The organism is Affinirhizobium capsici (assembly GCF_977018625.1).
Genome location: NZ_CDRNXD010000004.1, coordinates 2,328,277 through 2,340,610, shown reverse-complemented (window position 1 = coordinate 2,340,610; position 12,334 = coordinate 2,328,277). Strand labels below are relative to the sequence as shown.

The 12,334-nt window shown below is 56.5% G+C and carries 14 protein-coding genes; all 14 read left to right on the top strand.

The window, feature by feature from the left end:
* Nucleotides 1-34: 34 nt before the first annotated feature.
* Nucleotides 35-526, top strand: coding sequence for a universal stress protein (locus tag AC0JZ1_RS14605; protein WP_471883060.1), 492 nt, complete (start codon nt 35-37; stop codon nt 524-526).
* A 113-nt stretch (nt 527-639) separates the two neighbouring features.
* Complete coding sequence (locus AC0JZ1_RS14600) at nt 640-1,206, top strand: NifU family protein (RefSeq protein WP_471883059.1); 567 nt, start codon at nt 640-642, stop codon at nt 1,204-1,206.
* 6 nt (nt 1,207-1,212) lie between these two features.
* Complete coding sequence (gene tsaB / locus AC0JZ1_RS14595) at nt 1,213-1,872, top strand: tRNA (adenosine(37)-N6)-threonylcarbamoyltransferase complex dimerization subunit type 1 TsaB (RefSeq protein WP_471883058.1); 660 nt, start codon at nt 1,213-1,215, stop codon at nt 1,870-1,872.
* Nucleotides 1,873-1,881: 9 nt separating this feature from the next.
* Nucleotides 1,882-2,376 (top strand): GNAT family N-acetyltransferase, encoded by a 495-nt coding sequence (locus AC0JZ1_RS14590; RefSeq protein WP_471883057.1) that lies wholly within the window; start codon nt 1,882-1,884, stop codon nt 2,374-2,376.
* A 124-nt stretch (nt 2,377-2,500) separates the two neighbouring features.
* Entirely contained in the window at nt 2,501-2,929 is a 429-nt protein-coding gene (locus AC0JZ1_RS14585; RefSeq protein WP_471883056.1) for a Fur family transcriptional regulator, read from the top strand.
* Nucleotides 2,926-3,720, top strand: coding sequence for a lyso-ornithine lipid O-acyltransferase (gene olsA, locus AC0JZ1_RS14580; RefSeq protein ID WP_471883055.1), 795 nt, complete (start codon nt 2,926-2,928; stop codon nt 3,718-3,720). The genes AC0JZ1_RS14585 and olsA overlap by 4 nt, the downstream gene beginning before the upstream one ends.
* 42 nt (nt 3,721-3,762) lie before the next feature.
* Nucleotides 3,763-5,190, top strand: coding sequence for a tRNA (N6-isopentenyl adenosine(37)-C2)-methylthiotransferase MiaB (gene miaB / locus AC0JZ1_RS14575; protein WP_471883054.1), 1,428 nt, complete (start codon nt 3,763-3,765; stop codon nt 5,188-5,190).
* A gap of 32 nt (nt 5,191-5,222) precedes the next feature.
* The gene (locus AC0JZ1_RS14570) at nt 5,223-6,278 is read left to right on the top strand and encodes a PhoH family protein (RefSeq protein WP_471883053.1); all 1,056 of its coding nucleotides are present in this window, start codon (nt 5,223-5,225) and stop codon (nt 6,276-6,278) included.
* Between the two features lie 15 nt (nt 6,279-6,293).
* Entirely contained in the window at nt 6,294-6,803 is a 510-nt protein-coding gene (ybeY, locus tag AC0JZ1_RS14565; protein WP_471883052.1) for an rRNA maturation RNase YbeY, read from the top strand.
* Nucleotides 6,804-6,813: 10 nt separating this feature from the next.
* Nucleotides 6,814-7,914, top strand: coding sequence for a hemolysin family protein (locus AC0JZ1_RS14560; protein ID WP_471883051.1), 1,101 nt, complete (start codon nt 6,814-6,816; stop codon nt 7,912-7,914).
* Between the two features lie 113 nt (nt 7,915-8,027).
* Nucleotides 8,028-9,620: an apolipoprotein N-acyltransferase gene (gene lnt, locus AC0JZ1_RS14555; RefSeq protein ID WP_471883050.1), complete on the top strand. Its 1,593-nt coding sequence runs from the start codon at nt 8,028-8,030 to the stop codon at nt 9,618-9,620.
* Nucleotides 9,621-9,764: 144 nt separating this feature from the next.
* Entirely contained in the window at nt 9,765-10,184 is a 420-nt protein-coding gene (locus AC0JZ1_RS14550; protein ID WP_471883049.1) for a helix-turn-helix domain-containing protein, read from the top strand.
* Nucleotides 10,185-10,377: 193 nt separating this feature from the next.
* Complete coding sequence (metK, locus tag AC0JZ1_RS14545; protein WP_471883048.1) at nt 10,378-11,616, top strand: methionine adenosyltransferase; 1,239 nt, start codon at nt 10,378-10,380, stop codon at nt 11,614-11,616.
* 10 nt (nt 11,617-11,626) lie between these two features.
* Entirely contained in the window at nt 11,627-12,325 is a 699-nt protein-coding gene (trmB, locus tag AC0JZ1_RS14540; RefSeq protein WP_471883047.1) for a tRNA (guanosine(46)-N7)-methyltransferase TrmB, read from the top strand.
* Nucleotides 12,326-12,334: the final 9 nt, after the last annotated feature.

Sequence of the window (12,334 nt, the reverse complement as noted above, 5' to 3'; positions counted from 1 at the left end):
CGATCCAGTTGGTCGAGGTATGCGGAGGGGACATATGGTTTCAAAGCGGTTGTCGCGGCTGGAGGGCCACCGGCGCAAGTTCATGGCCGTAATAGACGGCACGCCAGAATGCGAACGCGCCGTGCATTATGCCGGTCGTCGTGCGCAAAATACGAATGGCGCATTGGTGCTTCTCTACGTGATCCCGGAAGGCGATTTCCAGCAATGGCTGGGCGTGGAACAGATCATGCGGGCCGAGGCGCAGGAGGAAGCCGAAGCCGTCATGGCCAAGACCGCCCAAAAGGTGCGGGAAACCATTGGCATTGATCCCGAGATTGTGATCCGTGAGGGTAACGCCGCCGATGAAATCAATGCCGTGATTGAGGAGGATCGTGACATCGCTATTCTGGTTCTGGCCGCAGGATCCGCCAAGGAAGGGCCGGGGCCACTGGTTGCCTCTCTTGCGGGCCGAACCACGGCTTTCCCAATTCCAGTCACCGTGCTGCCGGAGACGCTTTCGGATGATGAAATCGATGCGCTCTGCTGATGGGCCTTGACCGTTCATTCACAAAGGCGCACTTGAACGGAAAGCTGAATGCGACTATCTTCTTTTGAAGAATTCTAAACTGGCGCTGTAAAGAGCTGCCAAGGAGATGCGACATGTTCATCCAGACCGAAGCCACGCCGAACCCGGCTACCCTCAAGTTTCTGCCAGGCAAGGTGGTGCTGGAAAAGGGAACGGCGGAATTTCGTAATGCCGAGGATGCGCAAGCCTCTCCTTTGGCAGCGCGCCTGTTCACCATTCCGGGCGTCACGGGCGTCTATTTCGGCTACGATTTCGTCACCGTGACGAAGGAAGCGCAGGAATGGCAGCATTTGAAGCCTGCTATTTTGGGCTCGATCATGGAACACTTCATGTCCGGTCAGCCGGTCATGGGCGGTTCTGCCAGCTTTGCCGAAAGCACGGATGAAGAAGGTGAGTTCTTCGAAGATGGCGATGAGACAATTGTCGCCACGATCAAGGAACTGCTGGAAACCCGCGTTCGCCCGGCTGTGGCCCAGGATGGTGGCGATATCACCTTCAAGGGTTTCCGGGATGGCACGGTCTATCTCAACATGAAGGGCGCTTGCTCAGGCTGCCCATCCTCCACAGCCACATTGAAGCATGGCGTTCAGAACCTGCTCCGTCACTTCGTGCCGGAAGTTCAGGCTGTCGAAGCCCTCTAAGCTTCCATGAAAATACTCGCAATCGATACGGCGGGGGTGGATTGCTCCGCCGCAATCTACGATGCCTCTAAACAGCGCGCGCTCTCACTGGTCACGGATCGCATTGGCAAAGGTCATGCGGAGCGCTTGATGGCCATGATCGAAGAGGCTTTACGCAGTGCAGAACTCATTTTACCTTCTATTGATCGTGTCGCTGTGACCATCGGCCCGGGTTCCTTTACCGGTATTCGGGTGGGTGTGGCGGCTGCCCGAGGGTTGGGTCTGGCTCTGGATGTCGATGTTGTCGGCGTTTCCACGTTACAGGCCCTCGCCATGAAGCATCTGGATGGAGATGCATCGCGCCCCGTTGTTGCCGCCATGGATGCCAAGCGACAGGAAATTTATGCGCAAGCTTTTGATCGGCAGGGCTTGCCCCTTGGACAACCGCAAAGCCTGTCGCTGAGCGAGCTGAAGGCTCTGGTTGCGGAGCATCGGGCTGCCGTCATCGGCTCTGCTAACGCTTTGCTTTCCGGTCTTGAGAAGAGCGATGAGCCGGATCGGTTCGATATCGCCGTGGTCGCGAGATTGGGTGCTCAGGCACAACCGGGTGTGGATATCGCAAAACCGCTTTACCTTCGTGGACCGGATGCTAAACCCCAAGATGGATTTGCACTCGCACGCGCCTGACGATTCTCAATGTTCGAAGACTATCTGACCTGGAAGCCGTTTTTCGATGTCGTTCCGATGCGCGATGAGGATTGCGCGACCGTAGCCGACATGCATGGCCAGCGTTTTGCGCGGCCATGGAGCGAGCAGGAAGTGGTAAGCCTTCTCACCCAGCCCGGTGTCTTCGGTTTCTGTGCGCTCCAGACGAATGCTTTTTTCAGCCGACCCCTGGGTGGTTTCGTGCTGGCACGCGAGGCGGCAGGCGAGGCCGAGATTCTGACCATCGCCGTATCGGAGAAATTCGGGCGTACCGGCCTTGGCTGGAGGCTGATGCAGGCGGCCCTGCGGGAAGCATTCGATCGTGGTGCGGAAAGCATGTTCCTGGAGGTCGAAGAAACGAATTCTGCCGCCATTGGTCTTTATCGCCGTCTTGCCTTTGAGCAGGTGGCCCGCCGCCCAGCCTATTATGCGGCTGCGGATGGCACGCGATCCGCGGCGCTTGTCATGAAGCGCGATCTTCGCTAGTCCCTGTGCGAAAGACTGTCGCCGGAACACACCGCTTTTTAAGCTAGATGTGTTTCAAGTTGGGATTGAGAATGCCTGCCTGCATAGGGGCGGGCGTGGCAAGACTTCCAGGGCCGAGAGACCAATGACCGATCTGACCAAATCACTGGAAGAGCTTTGCGCCCAAAAAGGCATGAGGATGACCGAGCAGAGACGGGTCATTGCGCGCACTCTTCAGGAATCAGACGATCATCCGGATGTCGAGGAGCTCTATCGCCGCTCCTCCAAGATCGATTCGCGGATTTCAATTTCGACGGTTTATCGTACGGTGAAGCTGTTCGAGGATGCGGGCATCATTGAAAAGCATGATTTTCGCGATGGCCGTTCACGCTATGAAACCGTACCGGAAGAGCACCACGATCACATGATCGACGTGAAGACGGGCGAGGTCATCGAATTTCATTCCGCCGAAATCGAAGCCTTGCAAGAGCGTATTGCGCGTGAGCACGGCTTTCGTCTCGTCGGTCATCGGCTGGAACTCTACGGCATTCCGCTGGACAAGGACGACACGTGATCGCTTGGGCGCGGATTGGCCTTATCCTGTTCCTGCTGGCTCTGGTCACGATGGTTCTTCTGCCAGTGCAGCTGCTTGGGCTGAAATATGACTGGAAAATCCGCCGCAGGCTGCCGCGCTGGTGGCATCGGATTGCGTGCCGCCTGCTCGGCATCCGCATCCGCACCCATGGAAGGCTTGAAACGCGTCGCCCCTTGATGATTGCTGCCAATCACGTCTCCTGGAAAGATATCATGGTGCTCGGTGCCGTGGCAGATGTGGTTTATGTGGCCAAGGCGGAAGTGGCGGATTGGCCTGTCTTCGGCATTCTGGCCAAGCTTCAGAAGACGATCTTTGTGGCGAGAGAGCAAAAGCGCCGTACAGGCGATCAGGTGAACGAGATTGCAGCGCGCCTGAGCGGGGGCGAAATCGTTGTCCTGTTTCCGGAGGGTACGACCTCCAACGGCAACCGGCTGCTGGATATCAAATCCTCCCTCTTCGGTGCGGCCAGCGCTGCCGTTTCGTCATCGCCGGAGGGCGTGGTGCATGTGCAGCCGGTATCGCTCGCCTATACCGGCATTCACGGCATGCCCATGGGTCGCTATCATCGCCCCGTAGCTGCATGGCCGGGAGATGTTGAGCTGGTGCCGCACCTCATGGGCGTGCTGAAGGCTGAAGCCCTGGAAGTGGATGTGGATTTTGGCGAGGTGGTGGAGTTTCGCCAGGATACCAACCGAAAGATCGCCAGCAGCGCCATCGTGTCGCGGCTGCGCACTATGCTCAACCAGCGTCTCTATCCACGCGCGGGCTGAAACCGCTTCAATTCCGGGCCATCTTGCAGTAAAGAAGCGCGCATGAGCGACCATACAGCCCTTCTCCCCACTCCGTTGCCAGCGAACGGAGACTGTTCCGAAACGCGCCTCGATGCGCGCCCCAACGCACGCAAAGTGTTCATCAAGACCTATGGTTGTCAGATGAACGTCTATGATTCCGTGCGCATGGGCGATGCACTGGCCAGCGAAGGCTATGTGACAACCGAAAGCGTGGAAGAGGCGGATCTGGTTCTTCTAAACACCTGCCATATCCGCGAAAAGGCGGCGGACAAGGTCTATTCCGCGCTCGGTCGCTTGCGTGACATGAAGAAGGAGCGCGCTGCAGAAGGCCGTGAGATGATGATCGGCGTCACCGGCTGCGTGGCTCAAGCCGAAGGCGAAGAGATCTTGCGCCGGTCTTCCGCTGTCGACGTGGTCATCGGTCCGCAGACCTATCACCGTCTGCCGCAGGCCCTGAAGCGTGCGCGGCAGGGTGAGCGGGTGGTTGAGACGGATTACGCCGTTGAAGACAAGTTCGAGCATTTGCCGGTTCCGGAAAAGAAGGTCATCCGCTCGCGTGGCGTGACATCTTTCCTGACCGTTCAGGAAGGCTGCGACAAGTTCTGCACCTTTTGCGTCGTGCCGTACACGCGAGGCTCCGAAGTTTCCCGGCCGCTGTCACAAATCCTCGATGAGGCGCAGAAGCTTGTGGATGCCGGTGTGCGGGAAATCACGCTTCTGGGGCAGAACGTGAATGCATGGCACGGCACGGGTCCGAAGGGCGATACCTGGGGCTTGGGTGAATTGCTGTACCGTTTGGCGGAAATTCCCGGTCTTGCCCGCCTTCGCTATACCACCAGCCACCCGCGTGACATGGATGACCGTCTGATCGAGGCTCATCGTGACCTACGGGCGCTGATGCCATATCTGCATTTGCCGGTTCAGGCAGGCTCCGACCGAATCCTGAAGGCGATGAACCGCCGCCATACGGCTGAGGATTATCTGCGCCTGATCGAGCGCATCCGCACCGCGCGCCCCGATATCGCTCTGTCGGGTGATTTTATCGTCGGCTTTCCCGGCGAAACGGACGAGGATTTTGAAGATACGCTCAGGCTTGTCGAAGAGGTGCGCTATGCACAGTCCTTCTCCTTCAAATACTCCACCCGCCCTGGAACTCCGGGTGCCGAGCTGGGTTCTCAGGTGGCGGAAGAAGTAAAGGCGGAACGTCTGGAGCGCCTGCAAGCGCTTCTCTTGAAGCAGCAGCAGGCATTTTCCGAATCATGCGTGGGCAAAGTGATTGAGGTGCTCTTGGAGAAGCCCGGCCGTATGCCGGGTCAACTGATTGGGCGCTCGCCCTGGCTTCAATCAGTGAATGTTGAACAGCAATCATCGCAAATTGGTGACATTATTTCTGTACGAGTCGTGGGTGCTGGACCAAACAGCTTGTTTGCAGAGCGAATTGAGCGTTAAACTCATCTCATCATCCACTGGAGCATGCCTACTTGAACGGACGTGAACTGGTACCATCATCCTCGCGCAACACACGCACTGCTGCGACTGACGCCAACCACTTCGTCTTGACCTTTGAAAACAACCGGCTGGCCAGCGAGCTTTTCGGGCAGTTCGACCAGAACCTGAAGCTTTTGGAAGAGCGGTTGCATATTGATGCCCGCGCCCGCGGCAATTCCGTCAGTATCACCGGCGATGTTTTGGCAACGAATCAGGCGCGTCGTGCTCTCGATTTTCTTTATGAGCGCCTGCAAAAGGGCGGTACTGTTGAAATTTCTGATGTGGAAGGTGCAATTCGCATGGCGGTCGCAGCCGATGACCAGTTGACGCTTCCGACCCTGGAAAAGAAAGCCAAGCTTTCCATGGCGCAGATTTCAACGCGCAAGAAGACGATTTCCGCACGCACCCCGACACAGGATGCCTATATGCGCGCGCTCGAGCGCGCCGAATTGGTCTTCGGTGTGGGCCCGGCCGGTACGGGTAAGACCTATCTCGCCGTTGCCCATGCAGCGCAACTTCTGGAGCGCGGCGCTGTCGACAAGATTATTCTCTCGCGTCCGGCTGTAGAAGCAGGCGAGCGGCTGGGCTTCCTTCCGGGCGACATGAAAGAGAAGGTCGATCCTTATCTGCGTCCACTTTACGATGCCCTGTACGACATGATGCCGGGCGATAAGGTGGAGCGTGCTATCACCGCTGGCGTGATTGAAATCGCCCCGCTGGCCTTCATGCGCGGCCGCACGCTGGCCAATGCTGCCGTTATTCTCGATGAGGCGCAGAACACGACATCCATGCAGATGAAGATGTTCCTCACGCGCCTTGGTGAGAATTCGCGCATGATCATCACGGGCGACCCAAGCCAGGTGGATTTGCCGCGTGGCGTGAAATCCGGTCTGGTTGAAGCTTTGCAGATCCTCAAAGGTGTCGAGGGTATTTCGGTCATTCGCTTCAAGGATACCGATGTCGTGCGCCATCCTCTGGTCGGGCGTATCGTTCAGGCCTATGACGCGCAATATGCCGTTCACGAGGAAAGCGAGGAAGAGGATCGCTAGTCGATTCCTGCTGCCATGCCGCAACTCGACATACAGATCAGCGTTGAAGACGAACGCTGGGGCGACGAAGAGAGCCTCCTGCCGATGGCGGAGCGTGTGCTGAACGCGTCTGCTGGCTATCTTGCACGTGAGGAGGGGCAACCTTTCCCCTCTCACCCGGTTGAACTCTCGCTGGTTTTCACCAATGATGAAGATATCCGCGGAATCAACGCGGAGTGGCGTGGTAAGGATAAGCCGACGAATGTGCTTTCTTTCCCTGCCTATCCCATCGAACCTGGTGATCTGACTGGGCCGATGCTGGGTGATATTGTGATTGCGCGTGAGACTGTCGAGCGAGAAGCGCTCGATCTGGAAAAGACATTCGATGAGCACCTGACCCACCTGATGGTGCATGGATTTCTGCATTTGTTCGGCTACGACCACCTTGAAAAAGGCGAAGCCGAAGAAATGGAAACGCTTGAGACTCGCATTTTGGCCACTCTCGGCCTATCTGATCCCTATGCGGGCCAAGACCCGATAGTGTGAATTTGGAGCCATGAACGAGATTTCGACCACAGCCGCCCGGAGCGGCACTGATTCGGAGCAGTCGTCCTCAGACGAGGGTGGCAGTCCGTACAAACGGGAAACAACAACCCGGAACACCAACTCCTTTTGGACGCGGGCCATCCGCCTGTTGCGTCCTTCGCAGGGTGAACGCCTGCGAGAGGACCTGGCTGACGCATTGATGACCGATACAGCGGTCAGCGCAGCTTTTTCCGCCGATGAGCGGGCCATGCTTCATAATATTCTGCGGTTTCGTGAGGTAAGGGTCGAGGACCTGATGGTCCCCCGCGCCGATATCGAAGCCGTTGATATAACGATTTCGCTGGGTGAGCTATTAATCCATTTTGAGACGACAGGTCGCTCCAGAATGCCTGTCTTCAACGATACGCTGGATGATCCACGCGGTTTCGTCCATATCCGCGATCTTTTGTCCTATCTCGCCAAACAAGCGCGGATGCAGACTGAGAACGAAGCCTCTGAGGAGCAGTCCACCTTCAAGACAACATTTGATCTCGGTCGCGTGGACTTGAGCAAGACCGTCGATGAAGCCGGGCTTGTTCGCACCATCCTTTTTGTGCCACCCTCCATGTTGGCCTCGGAACTGATGCGCACAATGCAGGCCGCACGAACACAGCTGGCACTCGTCATCGATGAATATGGTGGAACAGACGGTCTCGTCAGCCACGAGGATATCGTCGAAACCGTAATCGGTGATGTGGAGGATGAGCACGATAATGATGAGATCATGTTCTCCCGCTTGAACGATGATCTCTGGGTTGCCGATGCGCGCGTAGAGCTGGAAGAAATCGCAGAAGCCATAGGCCGCGATTTTGATGTCCATGATCAGTTGGAGGATGTGGACACGCTCGGCGGCTTGATCTTCCAGTCACTGGGACGCATTCCGGTGCGGGGTGAAATCGTTCGCGCCGTGCCCGGTTTCGAGTTTCAGATTCTGGATGCCGATCCGCATCGCATCAAGCGCGTGCGCATTCTACGGCGCAGACAGATTACAGCTGCGCCATCCGTCGTCGGTAAAGCATCTGGGGCTTCCACTCCGGAAGAGGCCCGTGGCGCGGCATCTTCCGATGCGTGATAGTCTGGTTTCCTGAAGGTTTTGACCTCTGACGCCTTCCTGCTAAACAGAAGCAGGAAGGCCGGATAAATCCGGTCGCATCGATTCGTTGATGGGATTGGGAGAAGGCCGCCATGGAGCGTCTCGCCAGCAAGGTTATCCTGCTCTGGGGCGTTCGTCGTGCCCTTCTGGCCATTTTTGCAGGAGCCCTCGGTGCGCTGGCTCTGCCGCCCTTTTCCTTTGTTGCTGCCCTTTTTGTCTCCTTCACCCTGCTTGTATGGTTGATGGATGGCTGCGCAACAGAGCCTGGAGCGGGATTTTTTGCGCGCTGGCGCACGACATTCTTTCTCGGCTGGCTTTTTGGCCTTGGCTATTTCGTCGCCGGGCTCTGGTGGCTGGGAAATGCCCTGCTGGTCGATGCAGATGAATTTGCCTGGGCCATTCCGCTCGCAGTCCTTGGCTTGCCCGCTTTTCTCGGGCTCTATTATGGCTTCGCCACGATGGTGGCGGGCTTTCTTTGGTCGGAAGGTTTCGGGCGTCTCGCGGCACTTGCGGTGGGCTTTGCTGTTGCGGAGTGGCTCCGCAGCTTTCTCTTCACCGGCTTTCCCTGGAATATGATTGGCTATGGCGTCATGCCGATCCCGGTCTTGATGCAATCAGCTCATGCGATTGGGGTTTTGGGGGTCACGGCATGCGCGGTTTTTGTGTTGTCCGCCCCAGCGCTTCTCGCCACAAGGCGGGGGCTAGCGGGTGGCGCTGCCATTGCCGTGCTGCTGACGCTCACGCATTTTGGCTATGGCTATTATCGCTTGTCCCATATGAAGACCGATGCATCGGCGGATGCACCCGTCATTCGGCTTGTTCAGCCAAACATCGATCAGGCCCGCAAGATGGACAATGCGGACCGGCAGGCCGTGTTTGAAGAGCATCTGGCCCTGACGGCCCTTCCGCCGCGAGAGGGGGGCAAGCGCCCGGATATCATCGTTTGGCCAGAAACGTCAGTTCCGTTCATCCTCACACAGAACCGCGATGCGCTCACCAGAATTGGTGAGGTGTTGCAGGATGGCCAGGTTCTGATCGCAGGTGTGGTGCGAGCGGAGGATGGCGCACCTGGACAGCCCCCGCGCTATTATAATTCCATGTACGCCATCGATAGCCAGGGGCAGATCATCGCGGCCTCCGATAAGGTACACCTCACCCCTTTCGGGGAGTATCTGCCCTTTGAAAGCTTTTGGAATGAACTGGGCATCGGCAATATTGTCGATATGCCGGGCGGCTTTACGGCGGGGTCGGCGCGTTCTCTCATTACCATGCCAAACGGTAAGAGCTTTTATCCGCTCATTTGTTATGAGGCGATTTTCCCGGCAGAGATTGGGCCTGATGCGACGAAGGCAACAGCGCTTCTCAATATTACCAATGATGCCTGGTTCGGCGATACGCCGGGACCTTATCAACACTTTCAACAATCGCGCCTGCGAGCCGTGGAGACAGGCCTTCCACTGATTCGTGCTGCTAATAGTGGAATTTCTGCAATTATAAATTCAGACGGCACCGTAACGCGCGGCCTTGATTTTGCTCAAAAAGGTGTCATCGATGCCACTCTGGGTGGATCTTCCGTTTCGGATTGGATCAACTATAGTCAGACGACATACTTCTGGTTGATACTGATTTCACTGTTATTGATTGCAGGAATTTCCCGTATAGGTTACAATAATCGTCTCAATTGACCTGAAACCCCTAAAATTGCATAGTGCATTCGCACGTCGTGCTGCTTTTGTTGCGAACAACCGCTTGGGCACCGGTAAATAAGCAATGGTTATTTGCACGTTCTGCGGGCTGTGGGGACAATTGAGCAAATTAGGACGCTTGAAATGATGGAAAATAAGAAGAAGCCGAACCCGATCGACATTCATGTCGGAAGCCGCATCCGGCTTCGGCGCACCATGTTGGGCATGAGCCAGGAAAAGCTCGGTGAAAGTTTGGGGATCACCTTCCAGCAAATTCAAAAATACGAAAAAGGTACCAACCGCGTCGGCGCCAGCCGGCTGCAGAATATTTCCAGCATTCTCAATGTGCCCGTGTCATTCTTCTTTGAAGATGCACCGGGTGAGCAAAATGATAATCCGCCGGGTATGGCAGAGACTTCCAGTTCCAACTACGTTGTAGACTTCCTCTCCTCCTCGGAAGGACTGCAGCTCAACCGCGCTTTCGTCAAAATCAACGATCCCAAGGTGCGTCGCAAGGTCGTGGACCTCGTGAAAGCGCTCGCTGCCGAAGGCGAAGCGGAATAAATTTTTGACTATCTTTCTTGAAAAGCGGCTGAAAGGCCGCTTTTTTTGTGCGCGGATCGGCAAAAAAATAAAATCCTCATCCTTCTTAAACCGTCGCATGTCACATAAAGATATATTTATGTGGTTCTGTCCTTGTCATCCTTCTATCGAGCGATTAGGACAGTCGTGGTTTGTTCTTGAGGGGAATCCCAGCATGCGCGCCAACTACCTGTTCACCAGTGAATCCGTAGCCGAAGGTCACCCGGACAAGGTGTGTGACCGTATTTCCGATGAGATCGTAGATCTGGTCTATCGGGAAGCGGCCAAAACCGGCGTGGACCCGTGGAAAGTTCGCATTGCCTGCGAAACCCTGGCCACGACCAACCGCGTGGTTATTGCCGGTGAAGTGCGCCTGCCGCCAAGCTTGATGAAGCAGGACAAGGACGGCAACGAAGTCATCAACCCGTCGAAGTTCAAGGCTGCGGCCCGCCGCGCCATCAAGGATATTGGTTACGAGCAGGATGGCTTTCATTGGCGCACTGCCAAGATCGACGTTCTTTTGCATTCTCAGTCTGCCGATATCGCGCAAGGCGTGGATAACGCCGCCGATCATCAGGGCAATGAGGGTGCTGGCGACCAGGGCATCATGTTCGGTTACGCCTGCAATGAAACCCCGGACCTGATGCCGGCACCGATCTATTATTCGCATCGCATCCTGCAAATCCTGGCCAATGCCCGCAAGAAGGGCGAGGGCGATGCTGGCAAGCTCGGCCCCGATGCCAAGAGCCAGGTCACGGTTCGTTATGTAGACGGCAAGCCAACCGAGGCTGTCTCCATCGTTCTTTCCACCCAGCATCTGGATACCAGCTGGGATTCGAAGAAGGTTCGCCAGGTTGTCGAGCCGTATATCCGCGAAGCACTTGGCGATTTGAAGATTGCCGATGATTGCAATTGGTACATCAATCCCACCGGCAAGTTTGTCATCGGCGGACCGGATGGCGATGCTGGACTGACGGGTCGCAAGATCATCGTGGATACCTACGGCGGTGCAGCTCCCCATGGTGGCGGTGCATTCTCCGGCAAGGACACGACAAAGGTTGACCGCTCTGCTGCCTATGCCGCACGATATCTGGCGAAGAATGTCGTTGCTGCCGGTTTTGCCGACAAGTGCACGATCCAGATCTCCTACGCCATCGGTATTGCCCAACCGCTGTCGATCTATGTTGACCTGCATGGCACAGGCAAGGTAACCGAAGATCAGGTTGAGGCGGCGATCCGCAAGGTGATGGATCTTTCGCCAACGGGCATTCGCCGCCATCTCGATCTGAACAAGCCGATTTATGCAAAGACGGCTTCCTATGGTCACTTTGGCCGCAAGGCTGGCCGCGATGGTTCTTTCTCTTGGGAGAAGCTGGATCTCGTGAAGCCGCTCAAGGAAGCCCTCAAAAACTGAGGATCTAGCGATGGACACCGAACGTCGGTCGCGCGCCACCGAGGCGTTTTTCGGCCGGCGCAAGGGAAAGCCACTGCGGGAACGCCAAGCCGATATGATGGCGACGCGTCTGCCTGAGCTCAAGATCGATCTTGCTCAACCAGCGCCCAAAGCGCTGGTTGACTTGTTTCCAAAGCCAGTGGAAAAAATCCGCCTGGAAATTGGCTTCGGTGGCGGCGAGCACCTCATTCACCGCGCGCAGGAACACCCTGTCACCGGCTTCATCGGTGTCGAGCCCTTCATAAATTCCATGGCAAAGCTGCTGGCGAAGATCGAAGAAGTGAATGCGGAGAATATTCGCCTTTATGACGACGATGCCACGGAGCTTCTGGATTGGCTGCCGGATGGTTCGATCGACCAGATCGATCTTCTCTATCCCGACCCATGGCCGAAGCGCAAACACTGGAAGCGCCGCTTCGTTTCGCAGGCTAACCTCGCACGCTTCCATCGGGTGTTGAAACCCGGCGGCCTGTTTTGCTTCGCCTCGGACATAGACACCTATGTAAACTGGACCTTGCAGCATACGCACCGCCACGGTGGCTTTGCCTGGACAGCGCAGCAGCCTTCCGATTGGCTTCAGCCTTACCCGACGTGGCCAAGCACGCGCTATGAGGCTAAGGCACGTCGTGAAGGCCGCTCTTCCGCTTATTTGACGTTTCAGAGAGTGTAGCCGGTGTAG